16 protein-coding genes are annotated in these 16,837 nt (G+C 75.8%); 11 read left to right on the forward strand and 5 right to left on the reverse strand.

What is annotated here, in order from left to right:
• Together BM048_RS03565 and BM048_RS03570 are read right to left on the reverse strand one after the other, a co-directional pair.
• Window positions 1-726 (reverse strand): alpha/beta fold hydrolase, encoded by a 726-nt coding sequence (locus BM048_RS03565; RefSeq protein ID WP_090030862.1) that lies wholly within the window; start codon window positions 724-726, stop codon window positions 1-3.
• A 91-nt stretch (window positions 727-817) separates the two neighbouring features.
• Entirely contained in the window at window positions 818-1,234 is a 417-nt protein-coding gene (locus tag BM048_RS03570) for a DUF2256 and DUF3253 domain-containing protein (RefSeq protein WP_373308465.1), read from the reverse strand.
• Window positions 1,235-1,273: 39 nt separating this feature from the next.
• Between BM048_RS03570 and pdxT the strand changes: the two genes are divergently transcribed.
• The 10 genes from pdxT (at window position 1,274) to BM048_RS03620 (ending at window position 12,442) form a co-directional block, all read left to right on the forward strand.
• Window positions 1,274-1,924: a pyridoxal 5'-phosphate synthase glutaminase subunit PdxT gene (gene pdxT / locus BM048_RS03575; RefSeq protein WP_090030863.1), complete on the forward strand. Its 651-nt coding sequence runs from the start codon at window positions 1,274-1,276 to the stop codon at window positions 1,922-1,924.
• A 14-nt stretch (window positions 1,925-1,938) separates the two neighbouring features.
• Complete coding sequence (locus tag BM048_RS03580; RefSeq protein ID WP_090030864.1) at window positions 1,939-2,697, forward strand: YebC/PmpR family DNA-binding transcriptional regulator; 759 nt, start codon at window positions 1,939-1,941, stop codon at window positions 2,695-2,697.
• A gap of 96 nt (window positions 2,698-2,793) precedes the next feature.
• Complete coding sequence (gene ruvC / locus BM048_RS03585) at window positions 2,794-3,360, forward strand: crossover junction endodeoxyribonuclease RuvC (protein WP_090030985.1); 567 nt, start codon at window positions 2,794-2,796, stop codon at window positions 3,358-3,360.
• A gap of 182 nt (window positions 3,361-3,542) precedes the next feature.
• Window positions 3,543-4,157 (forward strand): Holliday junction branch migration protein RuvA, encoded by a 615-nt coding sequence (gene ruvA / locus BM048_RS03590; protein ID WP_090030865.1) that lies wholly within the window; start codon window positions 3,543-3,545, stop codon window positions 4,155-4,157.
• A 58-nt stretch (window positions 4,158-4,215) separates the two neighbouring features.
• Entirely contained in the window at window positions 4,216-5,259 is a 1,044-nt protein-coding gene (ruvB, locus tag BM048_RS03595) for a Holliday junction branch migration DNA helicase RuvB (protein ID WP_090030986.1), read from the forward strand.
• A gap of 154 nt (window positions 5,260-5,413) precedes the next feature.
• Window positions 5,414-5,905 (forward strand): preprotein translocase subunit YajC, encoded by a 492-nt coding sequence (yajC, locus tag BM048_RS18390; RefSeq protein ID WP_090030866.1) that lies wholly within the window; start codon window positions 5,414-5,416, stop codon window positions 5,903-5,905.
• A 171-nt stretch (window positions 5,906-6,076) separates the two neighbouring features.
• A complete protein-coding gene (gene secD / locus BM048_RS03605) occupies window positions 6,077-8,272 on the forward strand; it encodes a protein translocase subunit SecD (protein ID WP_244890633.1) in 2,196 nt (731 codons plus the stop codon).
• The gene (gene secF, locus BM048_RS03610; protein ID WP_090030868.1) at window positions 8,272-9,438 is read left to right on the forward strand and encodes a protein translocase subunit SecF; all 1,167 of its coding nucleotides are present in this window, start codon (window positions 8,272-8,274) and stop codon (window positions 9,436-9,438) included. Before secD ends, secF begins: the two co-directional genes overlap by 1 nt.
• Complete coding sequence (locus tag BM048_RS03615) at window positions 9,435-9,968, forward strand: adenine phosphoribosyltransferase (RefSeq protein ID WP_090030869.1); 534 nt, start codon at window positions 9,435-9,437, stop codon at window positions 9,966-9,968. Before secF ends, BM048_RS03615 begins: the two co-directional genes overlap by 4 nt.
• Before the next feature lie 107 nt (window positions 9,969-10,075).
• Window positions 10,076-12,442 carry a RelA/SpoT family protein gene (locus BM048_RS03620; protein ID WP_090030870.1) on the forward strand — a complete coding sequence of 789 codons (2,367 nt, stop codon included), beginning with the start codon at window positions 10,076-10,078 and terminating at the stop codon, window positions 12,440-12,442.
• 14 nt (window positions 12,443-12,456) lie between these two features.
• Here BM048_RS03620 and BM048_RS03625 read toward each other — a convergent pair whose 3' ends face one another.
• The 3 genes from BM048_RS03625 to BM048_RS03635 all read right to left on the reverse strand — a co-directional run bounded on the left by BM048_RS03625 (window position 12,457) and on the right by BM048_RS03635 (window position 15,879).
• Window positions 12,457-13,095 (reverse strand): type IV toxin-antitoxin system AbiEi family antitoxin, encoded by a 639-nt coding sequence (locus tag BM048_RS03625; RefSeq protein ID WP_139224281.1) that lies wholly within the window; start codon window positions 13,093-13,095, stop codon window positions 12,457-12,459.
• 91 nt (window positions 13,096-13,186) lie between these two features.
• Window positions 13,187-15,106 carry a DUF349 domain-containing protein gene (locus BM048_RS03630; RefSeq protein WP_090030872.1) on the reverse strand — a complete coding sequence of 640 codons (1,920 nt, stop codon included), beginning with the start codon at window positions 15,104-15,106 and terminating at the stop codon, window positions 13,187-13,189.
• Window positions 15,103-15,879, reverse strand: a complete 777-nt coding sequence (locus BM048_RS03635) for a peptidylprolyl isomerase (protein WP_090030873.1) — start codon at window positions 15,877-15,879, stop codon at window positions 15,103-15,105. The genes BM048_RS03630 and BM048_RS03635 overlap by 4 nt, the downstream gene beginning before the upstream one ends.
• 121 nt (window positions 15,880-16,000) lie before the next feature.
• Here BM048_RS03635 and BM048_RS03640 point away from each other — a divergent pair, with 121 nt between their 5' ends.
• Window positions 16,001-16,834: an MBL fold metallo-hydrolase gene (locus BM048_RS03640; RefSeq protein WP_308439516.1), complete on the forward strand. Its 834-nt coding sequence runs from the start codon at window positions 16,001-16,003 to the stop codon at window positions 16,832-16,834.
• Window positions 16,835-16,837 lie beyond the last annotated feature (3 nt).

Here is a 16,837-nt window from a genome sequence, read left to right on the forward strand (position 1 = left end):
TCAGGGCGCGCCGGCCCGCGTGCGTGCGGCCCCTCCCACCGCCGCCACGACCGCGGCCGCCAGGTCCTCGGGCCGGGAGAGCTGCGGCCAGTGGCCCGTCGGCAGCTCGACCACCTCGACGTCGCGCACGCGACCCAGCTCGGCGACGTACGGGTGCCCCTCCGCGACGAGGGCGCGCAGCACGGGCTCGGGCATCGTGCAGCTGATGACGGTGACGGGGACGTCGTACCGTCGCTCGTCGTGCAGCCGTTGCGGGCCGGCCGCCACGAGCGGCGGCACCGTGAGGGCCGCGCCCTCCAGCCGCTCGCGGAGCTCGGGCGTCAGGCCCTCGAGCTCCTCGGGGCCGAACGCGTCCCACCCGGGGAACGGCACCACGCCGTCCACCACGGGCAGCTCCGCGTTGACGACGTCCCCGTCGCCGATCGGCCCGCTGTCGACGTAGACCACTCGCGCGACGCGGTCCGGGCGGGCGTCCGCGACGGCGTGGGCCACCGCGCCGCCGCCGCTGTGCCCGACGACCACCACGGGTCCGGGCAGCGTGTCGACGAGTGCGACCACGTCGGCGGCCTGGTCGGCCAGGGTGGTGGCCGCCACCTCGGCCGCCGGTCGGCCGGTGCCCAGCGGTGTGACGGGGTGGGGCGTGTGACCGGCGGCGGCCAGCGCCGCGGTGACGGGCGCCCACGAGGACGCCTCCAACCAGAACCCGGGGATCAGCACGACGTCCATGCGGCGACCGTAGGACGAGGCACCGACACGCGACAGGCACCCGTCCGGGAACCCGTGGACGGATCCGCCCAGAGACCCGTCCAGCGACCGCTCAGACGCGGCGGATCCGGATCGGGCCGCGGGCCGTCGACGGGTGGACCACCGCACCACCCTGCGTGATCTCGACCTCGCCGGCGGCGACGAGCCGCCGGGCCGCCTGCCGTGCCGGCTCCATGAGGTCGCGCCAGTCGTCGCCGCCGACGCGCCGGGCCGCCTCCGACGGGCAGATGGTCGCCCCGCGGGCACGCGCCGCGAGCAGGGCGCGCACCGCGTCCTCGAGCGCCGCGTCCTGCCGCGTCAGCCCGTGCGAGCGGCAGGCCGCGGAGCAGTAGCGGACCTGGTCCCAGTCGCGCTCCCACTTCTTGCGCCACGTGATCGTGCGGCCGCAGACGGCGCAGGGCCGCGTCGGCAGATCCGCGCGTGCCGGAGTCCGTGCCGGCGTCCGTGCCGCCTTCGTCGCGTGCGCCACGCCCACCTCCACCGACCCGCCCGAACATAGGATGACCCGGTGCCCCAGGACCCCTCCAGCGTCGCACCGACCGCCTCAGCACGCCCGCGGATCGGGGTGCTGGCGCTGCAGGGCGACGTGCGCGAGCACCTGCACGCCCTCGAGGCGGTGGGCGCGCAGGGCGTGCCCGTGCGCCGCGAGCGGGAGCTGGCGTCCGTCGACGGCCTCGTCCTGCCGGGCGGGGAGTCGACGACGATGGACAAGCTCCTGCGCGCCTTCGACCTCGCCGAGCCCGTGCGGGCCCGCATCGCCGACGGCATGCCGGCCTACGGGTCCTGCGCGGGGATGATCCTGCTCGCGGACCGTGTGCTGGGCGGGATCGAGGGGCAGCGCACCCTCGGCGGCATGGACGTCACGGTCCGCCGCAACGCCTTCGGCCGGCAGGTGGACTCCTTCGAGACGGACCTGACGATCGAGGGCATCGACGACTCCCACGACGACCCGCTGCACGCCGTGTTCATCCGTGCGCCCTGGGTCGAGGAGGTCGGGCCGTCGGCCCAGGTCCTCGGCCGCGTCGAGGGCGGGCCGGCCGCCGGTAGGATCGTCGCGGTACGCCAGGGCCCCCTGCTCGTCACCTCGTTCCACCCGGAGGTCACGGGCGACACGCGGGTGCACCGGCTGTTCGTCCAGATCGTCGGCGAGAGCCGCTGAAGGGGTAGCGAGTCATGTCCGGTCACTCCAAGTGGGCCACGACCAAGCACAAGAAGGCCGTGGTCGACGCCAAGCGCGCGAAGTCGTTCGCCAAGCTCATCAAGAACATCGAGGTCGCGGCCCGCACGGGCGGCGGTGACCTGTCGGGCAACCCCACGCTCGTCGACGCGGTGCAGAAGGCGAAGAAGTCCTCCGTTCCGAACGACAACATCGACCGCGCCATCAAGCGCGGGTCCGGCCAGGAGGCCGGCGGCGCGGACTACCAGGGCATCACGTACGAGGGGTACGGCCCCGGCGGCATCGCGGTCCTCGTCGAGTGCCTCACCGACAACCGCAACCGCGCCGCCTCCGACGTGCGCGTCGCCTTCACCCGCAACGGCGGCCAGATGGCCGACCCGGGCTCGGTGGCGTACCTCTTCTCCCGCAAGGGCGTCGTCGTCGTGCCCAAGGAGGGCACGGACGAGGACGCCGTGATGGAGGCGGTCCTCGACGCGGGCGGCGAGGAGGTCAACGACCTCGGCGACTCCTTCGAGGTGCTGACGGAGGCCACGGACCTCGTCCCGGTGCGCACCGCGCTGCAGGAGGCCGGCATCGAGTACGACTCCGCCGACGTCGTCTTCCACCCGGCCACGCAGATCGAGGTCGACGCCGAGGGCGCGCGGAAGATCCTGCGGCTCATCGACGCGCTCGAGGACTCCGACGACGTGCAGAACGTCTACGCCAACTTCGACGCCTCCGACGAGGTGCTGGCGGAGCTCGACGAGGACGACTGACCCCAGCACGCGCCCGGTCGACGACCTGACCGCTCCCGCGGCGGGCCGCGGCGCGCCCCACGTCCCCACGGCGCCCGTGCTGCGAGCATGGGCGCCGTGCGCGTCCTCGGAGTCGACCCCGGCCTCACCCGGTGCGGGCTCGGCGTCGTCGACGGGCTCCCCGGCCGCCGGCTCGCGGTGGTCGCGGTCGGCGTCGCGACGTCCCCGCCGGACGCGGACATCGACCAGCGGCTGCTGCGGATCGAGCGGTCCGTCGAGGAGTGGCTCGAGGAGCACGCGCCCGACACCGTCGCCATCGAGCGCGTGTTCGCCAACCACCAGGTGTCGACGGTGATGGGCACCGCGCAGGTAGCCGGCCTGGCCATGGTCGCGGCCGCCCGGCGGCGCATCCCCGTCGCGCTGCACACCCCCAGCGAGGTCAAGGCCGCGGTCACGGGCAACGGGCGCGCGGACAAGGCGCAGGTGCAGACGATGGTGACCCGCCTCCTGCGGCTCGACGAACGACCCCGCCCGGCCGACGCCGCGGACGCGCTGGCCCTCGCGATCTGCCACCTCTGGCGTCCCGCGGGCGCGGTCGGTGCGCCGCAGCGGCCCCCGTCGTCGCTCACCGCGGCGCAGCGCGCCTGGGCGGCCGCCGAGCAGGCGGCCCGCCGACGCGCCTGAACCACCGCGCGGCGGTGGTCCGGGGCCTCGTCGCCCGCGGGCGCCGCCCAGCACGGTGCTTCCGCGCCGTCCCCAGCACCGCGTGGCGTTCGTACGCGTGTTCGTCGTCCTGTGGCACGCTGTGCGCCGGTGGCGCGGTGCGGCGCCGGCCGGACGAGGGGTCGACAGAGGGGCGGGACGGCGTGATCGCGTCGGTGCACGGGACGGTGCTGGCGGTGCGGCTGGACGCCGCGGTCGTCGAGGTGGGGGGCGTCGGCATGCTCGTGCAGGCGACGCCCGCGACGCTCGCTGGCCTGCGTGTGGGGTCCACGGCACGGCTGCACACGTCGCTCGTCGTGCGGGAGGACTCACTGACGCTGTTCGGGTTCGCCGAGGCGGACGAGCGCGAGGTCTTCGAGGTCGTGCAGACCGTCTCCGGGGTCGGGCCGCGCCTGGCCCTGGCGATGCTGGCCGTGCACACGCCGGAGGGGCTGCGGCGCGCGGTGGCGGACGAGGACCTCACGGCCCTCATGCGGGTACCGGGCATCGGACGCAAGGGCGCGCAGCGCATCGTCCTCGAGCTGGCGGACCGCCTGGGCGCGCCGACGGGGGCGACCACGGGCGTGCCCGCCCCGCCGGCGGGTCCTGACGGGCGCGACCAGGTGGTCGAGGCGCTCGTCGGGCTGGGCTGGAACGCGAAGGCCGCCGGCGACGCGGTCGCCGCCGTGCTCGAGGGCAGCGAGGGCCCGGTGGCCCCGGAGGAGGTGGCCGGGCTCCTGCGGGGTGCGCTGCGGCTGCTCGGCGGCCAGCGTGGCTGACGGGCGCGGGCTGGCGGACGACGGGCCCGGCGCGCTCGAGGACGGTCTCCCGCGCGGTCTGCTCGACGACGCGCCCGCGGCGCCCTCGCTCGTGCGACCGGGCGCGGACGACCTCGAGCGCGCCGCCGAGGCGGCGCTGCGGCCGCGGCGGCTGGACGAGTTCGTGGGGCAGCGGGTCGTGCGCGACCAGCTCTCCCTCGTGCTGCAGGCAGCGCGGCAGCGGGACCGCGCGCCGGACCACGTGCTGCTGTCGGGCCCGCCCGGCCTGGGCAAGACGACGCTGGCGATGATCATCGCGGCCGAGCTCGGCACGTCGCTGCGCATCACGAGCGGGCCGGCCATCCAGCACGCCGGCGACCTGGCGGCGGTCCTGTCCTCCCTCGAGGAGGGCGAGGTGCTGTTCCTCGACGAGATCCACCGCCTCGCGCGGCCGGCCGAGGAGCTGCTCTACGTCGCCATGGAGGACTTCCGCGTGGACGTGGTCGTCGGGAAGGGCGCGGGCGCCAGCGCGATCCCGCTGGCCCTGCCGCCCTTCACGGTCGTCGGTGCCACGACGCGCGCGGGCCTGCTGCCGGCGCCCCTGCGGGACCGCTTCGGCTTCACGGGCCACCTCGACTTCTACGACGCCGGCGAGCTCGAGCAGGTCCTCACGCGGTCGGCAGGCCTGCTGGGGGTGGTCCTGGCACCCGAGGCCGCGGCGGAGATCGCCGGCCGCAGCCGGGGCACGCCCCGCATCGCCAACCGGCTGCTGCGGCGCGTGCGCGACTGGGCCGAGGTGCGCGGGGACGGCTCGCTGGACCTCGCGGCGGCGCGCGCGGCGCTGGCGGTCTTCGAGGTCGACGAGCGCGGGCTGGACCGGCTGGACCGCTCGGTGCTGGAGGCGCTGTGCCTGCGGTTCGGCGGGGGGCCGGTCGGGCTCACGACGCTGGCCGTCGCGGTGGGGGAGGAGCCGGAGACGGTGGAGACCGTCGCCGAGCCGTTCCTCGTCCGGGAGGGCCTCGTCGGCCGCACCCCGCGGGGCCGGGTGGCTCTCGCCCCGGCCTGGACGCACCTCGGCCTGCCGGTCCCGCCGTCGGCGGGCGGCGACACGCTCTTCGGCTGAGCATCCGGTGCCCGCGCACCCCTCGACGTGGCGGTGACGGGCGTGCGTCGTCGTCGTCGGGGGAACCGGGCGCGGCGCCGGGTCGTTGGGAGCGCGGGTCCGCAGCGCCTAGACTGCGGGCCGACCACGTCGACCCTGATCGGAGCACCACCTCGTGGAACTGATCCTCCTGGCCGTCCTCATGGGCGGTGTGCTGTGGTTCATGAGCCGCGGCACCCGCAAGCAGCAGAAGGAGGCGGCGAACTTCCGGTCCAACCTGGCGCCGGGCGACGAGGTCATGACCGGGTCGGGCTTCTTCGGCACGGTCGTCGCCGTCGAGGACGACGTCATCACGCTCGAGTCCACGCCCGGCCAGGAGTCGCGCTGGCTGCGCGCCGCGATCGCCAAGCGCGTCGACCCGCCGGTCGCCACGGACGACGCCGACGAGTACGAGGACGAGTACGACGACGACGAGTACGACGACGCGTACGACGACGCCGACGCGACGGACCCGGTGCTCGACGGCCCGACGGGGGACCGCCGCACCGGCGGAGCCACCGCGGCCACGCCGCCCCCGCCCCCGGGCACGGTCGGTGGCACGGTCGGGGGCACGCTCGGCGGCACCGCCGGCACCACGCCCACCGGGGGCGACGACACCCGCCGCTGATCGACCCGGGCGCCCCTCGGGGCGCCCGCCGGTCGGCACCGCTCACGTGGCTGCCGCGCCGGACCGAGAGAGAGACAGACCACCGTCCGGCCGACCACCGGCCGGAACCCTCCGGTGTCCACCGGAGCCCTCCCGCCGCCTCGTGCGGCGGCGCACGAGAGAAGAACTCCGTTGGCCCCTCCCCGTCGTCGGCGCCGCCCGGCCCGCACCCTCGTCACCCTCGCGGTGCTGGTCGTGGCCCTGCTCGGCACCGTCCTGGCCGGTTCCCGCTGGTCGGACGCCACGCTCACGCCGCAGCTCGCGCTCGATCTCGAGGGCGGTACGCAGATCATCCTGCAGCCGGTCACCACCGACGGATCGGAGGTGACCTCGGAGGACATCCAGCAGGCCATCGGCGTCATCCGGCAGCGCGTCGACGCGTCCGGCGTGGCGGAGGCGGAGATCACCAGCCAGGGCAGCAACAACATCGTCGTGGCCCTCCCGGGGCGTCCCGACGACGCGACGCTCGACCTGGTGAAGACCTCCGCGCAGATGCAGTTCCGGCCGGTCCTCACCTACGGCGCCCCGACGCCGGTGACGGCGACGGAGACCCCTGCGGCGACGCCGACGCCCGGGTCGTCCGTGGACGCCGGCGACGGCACGGCCGAGGGGACCGACCCGGCGGCGACCGAGGGTGCCGCGACCGAGGGTGCCGCGCCGGAGGGTGCCGCGACGGAGGGTGCCGCGACGGAAGGTGCGGGCGCGCCCGTCGTCGAGACGACGCAGGCCGCCGAGGGCACGACGCTGTCCTCCGAGGCCGTCGCCACGGCGACCGAGCCCGCGCCGGACCCGGCGGCGACCGACCCCGCGACCGACCCCGCGACCGACCCTGCCGCTTCCGACCCCGCGGTCGACCCGTCGGCGGCGGCCACCCCGCCCGCGACGGACGCCGGCCCGACCTCGCCCAGCGACGCCGCCTTCTACCTGACCCCCGAGGTCCAGGCCGCCTACGAGGCGCTCGACTGCACGCTGCCTGAGAACCTCACGGGCGGCGTCAACGGCGCCGCCGACGCCGCGGTCGTCACCTGTGCCCAGGACGGCACGGTGAAGTACGTGCTCGGCCCCGTCGAGGTCGAGGGCACGGAGATCGACTCCGCCAGCTCGGGCCTGCGCACGACCAGCACCGGCGCGACGACGAACGAGTGGGTCGTCACCCTCGACTTCACGGGTCAGGGGACGCGGGAGTTCGCGGCGACGACGGAGCGCCTCGTCTCGCTGACCCCGCCGCAGAACCAGTTCGCCATCGTGCTCGACGGCCTCGTCGTGCAGGCGCCCTCGATCAACGAGCCCATCCCCAACGGGCAGGCCGAGATCTCCGGCGGTTTCACCCGCGAGAGCGCGGCGACGCTGGCCAACCAGCTCAACTTCGGCGCCCTGCCGCTGACCTTCGAGGTGCAGAGCCAGGAGCAGATCTCGGCCACGCTCGGTTCCGAGCAGCTGCAGCGCGGCCTGCTCGCCGGTCTCATCGGCCTCGTGCTCGTCGTCGTGTACTCCCTCGTGCAGTACCGGGCGCTGGGCCTGCTGACGGTCGGGTCCCTCGTCGTCGCCTCGGTCCTCACCTACGGGGTCATCACCCTGCTGTCGTGGACGCAGGGCTACCGCCTGTCGCTCCCGGGCGTCGCCGGTCTCATCGTGGCGATCGGCATCACGGCCGACTCCTTCATCGTCTACTTCGAGCGCATCCGCGACGAGCTGCGCGAGGGCCGCACCCTCGAGGCCGCCGTGGACCGCGCGTGGGACCGCGCCAAGCGCACGATCCTCGCCTCCGACGCGGTGAACTTCCTCGCCGCCGTCGTGCTCTACCTGCTCGCGGTGGGCGGCGTCCGCGGCTTCGCCTTCACGCTCGGCCTCACGACGCTCATCGACCTGCTCGTCGTGTTCGTCTTCACGCACCCGGCGCTCGTGCTCATGAGCCGGCTGCGCTTCTTCTCCTCGGGGCACCCGCTGTCGGGGCTGGACCCGCGGCGCCTCGGAGCCCCCGGGCCGCGCTACGCGGGCCGCGGGCGGGTGGTCCGCCCCGCCGTCGGCGTGCCGGACGACGCCTCCTCCCTGGGCGACGAGCGCGCCCCCGTCGCGGCGGGCGCCCGCCGCGGCGGCGCCACCGCGGTGAGCGCGGAGGGCCTGACGATCGCGCAGCGTCGCGCCGCGCAGCGGGCCGCGCAGCAGGCGGCGACCGACGACGACGGCCCGTCGACGAGCACGTCGACGACGAGCACGGCAGCGTCCAGCACCTCGGCGCCGGGCACCTCGACGGGGACGGCGGCGCAGGACGCGGCGACGCAGGACACGGGCCTGACCGGCCGCGACGAGCAGGGGAGCACCCGCTGATGGCCATCGACCTCGCCCGGTGGGGCAACGACCTGTACGCCGGCCGGCGCTCCTACGACATCGTCGGGCGGCGCAGGTACTTCTTCGGCGCGAGCCTGCTGCTGTCGGTCGTGTCGGCCGTGCTGCTCGTGGCCCCCGGCCTCAACCCCGGCATCGAGTTCCGCGGCGGCTCGGAGTTCGTGGTCACCGGGCCCGCCTCGCTGGAGCAGCAGACGGCGATCGACGCGGTGCAGGGGATCTCCCCCGAGGAGTCCCCGCGGGTAACGACGATCGGCGGCGACTCCCTCCGGGTGCAGACCGCCCGCCTGTCGGACACCGAGGTCGCGGAGGTGCGCGACGCCCTGGCGGAGGCCTACGACGTCACGGCGGACGACGTCACCAGCTCCTTCATCGGTCCGACCTGGGGCCAGGACGTGTCCCAGCGCGCGATCATCGGCATCGTCGTGTTCCTCGCGCTCGTGTCGCTGGTCATGACGGCGTACTTCCGCAACTGGCGGATGGCGGTCGCGGCGCTCGTCGCGCTGTTCCACGACCTGCTCATCACCGTCGGGATCTACGCGGCGGTCGGCTGGGAGGTCACGCCGGCCACGGTCATCGGGTTCCTCACGATCCTCGGGTACTCCATCTACGACACCGTCGTCGTCTTCGACAAGGTGCGCGAGAACACCGCGGACACGCTCGACCAGTCCCGGTACACCTACGGGGAGAAGGCGAACCTCGCGGTGAACCAGACCCTCGTGCGCTCCATCAACACGTCGGTGGTCGCGCTGCTGCCGGTGGCGGCGATCCTCTTCGTCGGCGCGTTCATCCTCGGCGCCGGGACGCTCCGCGACATCGCGCTCGCGCTCTTCGTCGGCATGCTCGTCGGCACGTACTCGTCGATCTTCCTCGCCACGCCGCTGGAGGTGGCTCTGCGGGAACGGGAGCCGCAGCAGCAGCGTCAGCGCGAGCGCGTGCTGGCGGCGCGTGCCGCCGCGTCGGGTGCACGCCCCGAGGGTGCGACGGTCCCGACCACGTCCGCGGACCCGTCCGCGTCCGCGACCGACGGGTCCGACGCGCTGCCCGTGGGTCGCAGCGCGCGTCCGGTGGCGCCGACCGTGGGGGCCCTGCGTCCCGGTCAGCACCGGGGGACCACGGCCCAGCCTCGCCGCAAGGGCCGCCGGTGACGGCGGACCCGGCTCTCGTCGCCCGCGTCGAGGCGCTCGTCCGCCTCGTCCCGGACTTCCCGCAGCCGGGGGTGCTGTTCCGCGACATCACGCCGCTGCTGGCCGACGCCGCGACCTTCGCCGACGTCGTGGCCGCGATGGCGGCGGCGGCCGGCGAGGTCGACCTCGTCGCCGGCATGGAGGCGCGCGGCTTCCTGCTCGCCGCACCGCTCGCGACGGCCCTCGGCGCGGGGCTCGTCCCGGTGCGCAAGGCCGGCAAGCTGCCGGGGCCCTCGCTCGCCGAGACCTACGACCTCGAGTACGGGACGGCGACCCTGGAGGTGCACCCCGACACGGTGCCCGCCGGCGCCCGGGTCCTCGTGGTCGACGACGTCCTCGCCACCGGGGGGACGGCCGCGGCGACCGTCCGGCTGCTCGAGCGCGCCGGTGCCGACGTCGTGGGTCTCAGCGTGCTCGTCGAGCTGACGGCCCTGGGCGGACGCGCCCGGCTGGGCGGGCACCGGGTGGACGCCCTGCTGACGCCCGCCTGACCGGGCGGTCGTAGACTCACGCGTACGGGCGGCGCCGCGCCGGCCCGGGCGCCGACGGCGTGGACCCCGCGCGGCACGAGCGGTCGCGGACGAGGGGAGGGACGCCGGTGGTCGAGGACCTGCGCACGACCGGGACGGTCGCGGGCGCCGCGGCGGGGTCGTCGTCGGGCTCGTCGTCCGGCTCGTCGTCCGGGGCGGCGGGCGGCGACGGTGCCGGCGTGCCCTCGCGCGTCCGGTCCCGCCTCGGCCGCCTGACCGCCCGCGGCGCGACGTACCCCGCGCTCGAGCCGGTCCTGCAGGCCGTGCGCACCAACCACCCGAAGGCGGACCTGTCCGTCGTCGAGCGTGCCTACGTCGTCGCCGAGCGGGCGCACCGCGGCCAGCTGCGCAAGAGCGGCGACCCCTACATCACGCACCCCGTCGCCGTGGCGACGATCCTGGCCGAGCTCGGGATGACGCCCTCGACCCTGGCCGCCGCCCTCCTGCACGACACGGTCGAGGACACGGAGTACTCGCTCGACCAGCTCCGCCGGGAGTTCGGCCCCGAGGTCGCCATGCTCGTCGACGGGGTGACCAAGCTCGACAAGGTCACCTACGGCGACGCGGCGCAGGCCGAGACCGTGCGCAAGATGGTCGTCGCGATGTCGCGCGACATCCGCGTGCTCGTCATCAAGCTCGCCGACCGCCTGCACAACGCCCGCACGTGGAAGTTCGTCGCCTCGTCCTCGGCGGAGCGCAAGGCGCGCGAGACGCTCGAGATCTACGCGCCCCTCGCGCACCGCCTCGGGATGAACACCATCAAGTGGGAGCTCGAGGACCTGTCCTTCGCCACGCTCTACCCCAAGGTGTACGACGAGATCGTGCACCTCGTCGCCGAGCGGGCGCCCGCGCGCGAGGAGTACCTCGGGACCGTCCGCGAGCAGGTGTCCGCGGACCTGCGCGCCGCGAAGATCCGGGCGACGGTCACGGGCCGGCCCAAGCACTACTACTCGATCTACCAGAAGATGATCGTCCGGGGGCGCGACTTCACGGACATCTACGACCTCGTCGGCGTGCGCGTCCTGGTGGACACGCTGCGCGACTGCTACGCGGCGCTCGGTGCGCTGCACGCACGGTGGAACCCGGTCCCCGGCCGGTTCAAGGACTACATCGCGATGCCCAAGTTCAACCTGTACCAGTCGTTGCACACGACCGTCATCGGGCCCGAGGGCAAGCCCGTCGAGATCCAGATCCGCACGCACGACATGCACCGCCGCGCGGAGTACGGCGTGGCCGCGCACTGGAAGTACAAGGAGAACGCCAAGAGCGGCCAGGACGAGCCGGCCGGCAACGACATGACGTGGCTGCGTCAGCTCGTCGACTGGCAGAAGGAGACGGCCGACCCCACGGAGTTCCTCGACTCCCTGCGGTTCGAGATCGCCGGCTCCGAGGTCTACGTCTTCACGCCCAAGGGCGACGTCATGGCGCTGCCCTCGGGGTCGACCCCCGTGGACTTCGCCTACGCGGTGCACACCCAGGTGGGCCACCGGACGATGGGCGCCCGCGTCAACGGTCGCCTCGTGCCGCTGGACTCGGCGCTGGAGAACGGCGACGTCGTCGAGGTCTTCACGTCCAAGTCCGAGACGGCCGGCCCGTCCCGTGACTGGCTGGGCTTCGTCAAGAGCCCCCGGGCGCGCAACAAGATCCGTCAGTGGTTCTCCAAGGAGCGCCGCGAGGAGGCCATCGAGCTCGGCAAGGACGGCATCGCCAAGGCGATGCGCAAGCAGAACCTGCCGATCCAGCGGCTCCTGTCGCACGAGTCGCTCGTCGCGCTCGCCGCCGAGATGCGCTACCCCGACGTGGCGGCCCTCTACGCCGCCATCGGCGAGGGCCAGGTCTCCGCGGTCAGCGTCGTGCAGCGCCTCGTGCACTCCCTCGGCGGGGAGACGGCGAACGAGGAGGACCTCGCCGAGGCGACGCGGCCCGGGACGCAGACGCGGCGGGTGCGCACCGGCGACCCGGGGGTCGTCGTCAAGGGCGTCGGGGACGTCTGGGTCAAGCTGGCCAAGTGCTGCACGCCCGTCCCGGGCGACGACATCGTCGGGTTCGTCACGCGCGGCGCCGGCGTCAGCGTGCACCGGTCGGACTGCGTGAACGTGAACGCGCTGCGGTCCGAGCCGGAGCGGCTGGTGGACGTGGCGTGGAGCCAGCACGGGTCGGGGGTGTTCCTCGTCCAGATCCAGGTCGAGGCCCTGGACCGTGCGCGCCTGCTGTCCGACGTCACCCGCGTCCTGTCGGACCACCACGTCAACATCCTGTCGGCGTCGGTCTCGACGTCGCGCGAGCGGCTGGCGCTGTCCCGCTTCGTCTTCGAGATGGCCGAGCCCTCCCACCTGGCCTCCGTGCTCGCCGCGGTCCGCAAGGTCGAGGGCGTCTTCGACGTCTACCGCATCACGGGGTCCCGCGCCGCCGAGGAGCCCGCCATCCGCGCCTGACGACCGGTCGCGGGTCACCGGTCGGCACCGTCCGCCAGGTGGGCGGCGAGGACGGCGCGCGCCTGGCGGACGCCGCGGCCGCCGGGCCGGTCGCCGAGCCGCGCGAGGACCGCGCCGAGGTCGACGCCCGCGCGGGCGAGCGCGCTGAGCAGCCGGTGCACCGCCGGTGCGGTGCACGTGCGCGCCACGTCGAGCGCCGTGCGGGCCGGGGTCGTCACGGGCACGCCGGCCACCGTCACGACGTCCTCGGGCCGCAGCTCCGCCTCGTGCCCGACCACCCCCGCCCGCGCCCGCGGCCGCGCGGTGCCGGTCGGCACGAGCACCTCGAGCGGCACCGCCGCCGGACCGCCGGCGTGCACCCATGCCGCAGATGCGCGCCCCACCACGCCGCGCGGCGGCACGAGGTGCGCCACGGCCCGGGCCCGCACCACCGGCAGGTGCGCCACGGCGGGCGCCGCCGTCACCTCGTCCCGGACGACGACGAGGGCCCCGGAGCGCACGAGCGTGGCGAGCGCCGCCCGTCCGCCCACGTGCTCGGGGCCCACGAGCCCCGGCAGGCCGCGCCGCGCGTCCGCCCACGACAGGGCGCCGTCGCGACGAGCGCAGGACGCGGGGGCGGCGGGACCGGTCGGGCGGCCGGGCGAGGAGGGCACGACGGCAGCCTGCCGTCCCACCGGGCCGACGACGGCGACGGCCCCCGTGCCTGTGGACACGGGGGCCGTCGCAGTGGCCGGGGACGGGTCGTCAGCCCCGGGCGTCCCGGGCCGCGCGCTCGACCTGCTCGAGCCAGGACCGGCGCGCGTCCAGTGCCGCCTGCGCCTCGCGGACCTTGCGCGCGTCGCCCTTGGCCTGCGCCGCCGCGAGCTCGTCCTCGAGGCCGGCGATGGCGGCCTCGAGCTGCGCCGCCGCCCCCTCCGCGCGGGCGCGCGTCTCGGGGTTCGTCCGGCGCCACTGCGACTGCTCCGCCTCGCGCACCGCCGTCTCGACGGCCCGCAGCCGCCCCTCGACGCGCTGGAGGTCGCCGCGGGGCACCTTGCCGGCCGCCTCCCAGCGCTCCTGGACCGACCGCAGCGCCGACTTCGCGGCGTTGAGGTCGCGCACCGGGACGAGCGCCTCGGCCTCGACGAGCAGCGCCTCCTTGACCTGCAGGTTGCCGCGGAACTCCTCGTCGGTCTGCGCGTTCTGCGCGTCCCGGGCGGCGAAGAACGCGTCCTGGGCGGCGCGGAAGCGGGCCCACAGCGCGTCGTCGTCGGAGCGGCTGGCGCGGCCGGCCGCCTTCCAGCGGGTCATGAGGTCGCGGTACGCGGCGGCCGTGGCGCCCCAGTCCGTGCTCGAGCTCAGGCGCTCGGCCTCGGCGACCAGGCCCTCCTTCGCCGTCTTCGCCGACGTGTTGCGCTGCTCGAGCTCGGCGAAGAAGTGGCGCCGCTCGCGGTCGAACGCCGTGCGGGCGTGGGAGAACCGCTTCCAGAGCTGCTCCTCCGTCGCGCGGTCCAGCCGGGCGCCCCCGCGCTGGCTCTCCTTCCAGCGGTCGAGGAGCTGGCGCAGCTGCTCGCCAGCCGGACGCCACTGCATGCGCGAGGGGTCGGTGGCGGCGATCTTCTCGGCCGCCTCGACGATGGCCGTGCGGGCCTCCAGCGCCGCGGCGCGGGCGGCGGCGCGCTCGGCCTCGACGGTGGCGCGCCGCGCGGAGGCCAGCTCACGCAGCGGGGCGAGCCGGGCCCGCAGGGCGTCGAGGTCACCCACGGCCGACGGCTCGGCGAGGTCCTCGGTGATGCCCGCGAGCTGGGCGTCGATCTCCTTGACCGGCAGGTCCGTGCCCGCGATCCGCGCCTCGACGAGGGTCAGCTTGGCGACGAGGTCCAGGTAGCGGCGGACGTAGAGCGCGAGCGCGTCCTCGGCCGACCCCTCGAACTGCCCCACGGCCCGCTCGCCCTCGCCCTCGCGGACGTACACGGTGCCGTCGGCGTCGACGCGGCCGAACGCGGCCGCCTCGATCGCCAGCTGCGGGTCAACCGGCGGAGCGACCGGCGCGGCCGCCGCGGCGGGCGCCGGGCGCGGGGCCCCCGGACGCGGCGGACGGGGCCGCACGCCGCCGGGCGTCGGCCGCGGGCCGGGCGCGGGGCGCCGTGGGGCCGGTGCGGGGGCACCGGCGGCGGGCGCCTCCGACGTCCCCTCGTCGACGGTCCCGGCGGCCTCGGGCTCGGCGGCGTCGAGCGCGGTCCCCGCGTCGAGCGCCGTCCCGCCGTCGGTCGCGGTCTCGCCCTCGGTCGCGGTCTCGGTCCCGGCGTCGGGCGCGGTCCCGCCCGCAGGAGCGGTCTCGACCTCGGTGGCGGCTGCCGCCTCCGCCGCGGACCCCGCGTCGGGCGCCGGCGCGTCCTCGGCGGCGTCGAGGGTCGCGCTGCCCTCGTCCGTCCCCGTGCTGGCCGGTGCCGTCACCGCGTCCTCGGACCCCGTGGTGGTGCCGGCCTCGACGACGTCGGGCGCCACGCCGTCCGTGACGTCCTCGACGACCTCCTCGGTGGCGTCCCCGGTGGCGTCCCCGGTGGCGTCCCCGGTGACGTCCCCGGTCGCGTCGACCGTCACGTCGCTCGAGGCCGCCTCCGGGGCCGTGCCGTCCGCCGCGTCGTCGCGGCCCGTGGGTGCGGGGGCAGGGGTCTCGGTCACTGGGTCTCCACCTTCTGGATGATGACGTCGGACACCGGGGACTCGGTCCCCTCCGTGGTGCCCGCGTCGGCGATGGCCTGCACGACGTCCAGACCGGACGTGATGCGGCCGAACACGGTGTAACCACCCGCCGCGTCGGACGGGATCTGCGAGTCCTCGTACACGAGGAAGAACTGGCTGCCCATGGACGCGGCGTCGCCACCGACGCGGGCCATGGCGATGGTGCCGGCCGGGTAGACGTCATCGGCGGGGGCGTTCTCGATCGGGCCCCACGAGTAGCCCGGGCCGCCCGAGCCGGTGGCGGTGGGGTCCCCGCACTGCAGGACGTGGATGCCCGACGTCACGAGGCGGTGGCACCGCGTCCCGTCGAAGAAGCCCTGCTGCGCGAGCGTGACGAAGTTGGCGACGGCCTGGGGCGCCTCGGCCCCGTACAGCTCGACGTCGACGGTGCCCTGCGTCAGCGCGATCGAGCCCGTCCAGGTGCGGTTCTCGGCGAGCGCCGGGTCGGGGACGGCGGCGGACGACGTGGCGCCGGGGTCGGCCGGCGCGCTGGCGGCGGGGTCGGTCGGGACGGTGCCCGGGTCCGCGGTCGTCGCGTCCTCGCGGTTGAGCACGAGGACGGTGGCGACCAGCGCGGCGAGCACGAGGACGCCGACGCCCCCGAGGGCGATGCCCTGCTGCAGCCGCCGACGGCGGGCCTGGGCCGCCGACCGGCGGCGCTGCCACTCCTCGTACCGGCGGCGCTCGTACGCCCGCTCACGCTCCCTGGACACGCACCCTCTCCTCGCGTCGGCGTGCGTCAGCGTCCCGGGGGCCCGGGCCACCCGCACGGGCGAACCGGCGACAGTCTAGGCAGAGGGCGGGGGCCGCACCCCTCCGGGTAGCGTGCGGCGCGTGCCGGGTCTGCGCCTCCTCGAGCTCGTCGCCCCCGTGCTCGGCGCCCGCTGCGTGCTGCTCGTCGCCGAGGACGGGAGCTGCGTCGCGGTGGACGTCGGCGCGGGCGTCGCGGACCGGGTCGCGCGGGTCGTCGCGGACCGGGGCTGGACGCCGCAGGCGGTGCTGGCCACCCACGGGCACGTCGACCACACCTGGGGCGCGGGTGAGCTGTCCCGCACCTGGGACGTGCCCGTCGTCCTGCACGCCGCCGACGCCTACCGGCTCGACGACCCCTTCGGCACCCTGGGCGTCCTCGGGCACGCGGCGCACGCCGCCGACGGCCCGCTCGCCGGCGCCCTGCGCGCCGCGGGCGTCGACCCCGCCGACTACCGCCGCCCGGAGCGCGTGGAGACGTTCGGAACGGCCGGCGGCGTGAGGTCGCCGGTCACCGCGCCCGCCACCGCGCCGGACCTCGCGCTCGCCACCGCGCCGGACCTCGCGCTCGCCTTCGGCGGCGTGCACCTCGTCGCCCGCCACGCGCCGGGTCACACGCAGGGGTCGACGCTCCTGCTGCTCGACGCGCTCGTCGGGCAGGGCGACCGGGTGAACGACGGGGTCGGGGGCGACAGGAGCCCGACGACCGTCCCTGTCGCGCTCACCGGCGACGTCCTCTTCGCGGGGTCCGTGGGCCGCACGGACCTGCCGGGCGGCGACGGGGCGACGATGGCGCGCACGCTGCGCGAGGTCGTCGCGACGCTCGACCCGGCGACGCTCGTCGTGCCCGGGCACGGCCCGACGAGCACGGTGGCGGCCGAGCTCGCGACCAACCCCTACCTGACGCCCCCGCGCTGAGCC

This window comes from Cellulomonas marina, assembly GCF_900111925.1.
GTDB classification, from domain to species: Bacteria; Actinomycetota; Actinomycetes; order Actinomycetales; family Cellulomonadaceae; genus Cellulomonas; species Cellulomonas marina.

What these genes read in the sequence shown, in the direction of transcription:
- BM048_RS03565 (WP_090030862.1), bottom strand. Translation starts at nt 726, where the DNA reads ATGGACGTCGTGCTGATCCCCGGGTTCTGGTTGGAGGCGTCCTCGTGG.
- BM048_RS03580 (WP_090030864.1), top strand. Translation starts at nt 1,939, where the DNA reads ATGTCCGGTCACTCCAAGTGGGCCACGACCAAGCACAAGAAGGCCGTG.
- secF (WP_090030868.1), top strand. Translation starts at nt 8,272, where the DNA reads ATGGCCATCGACCTCGCCCGGTGGGGCAACGACCTGTACGCCGGCCGG.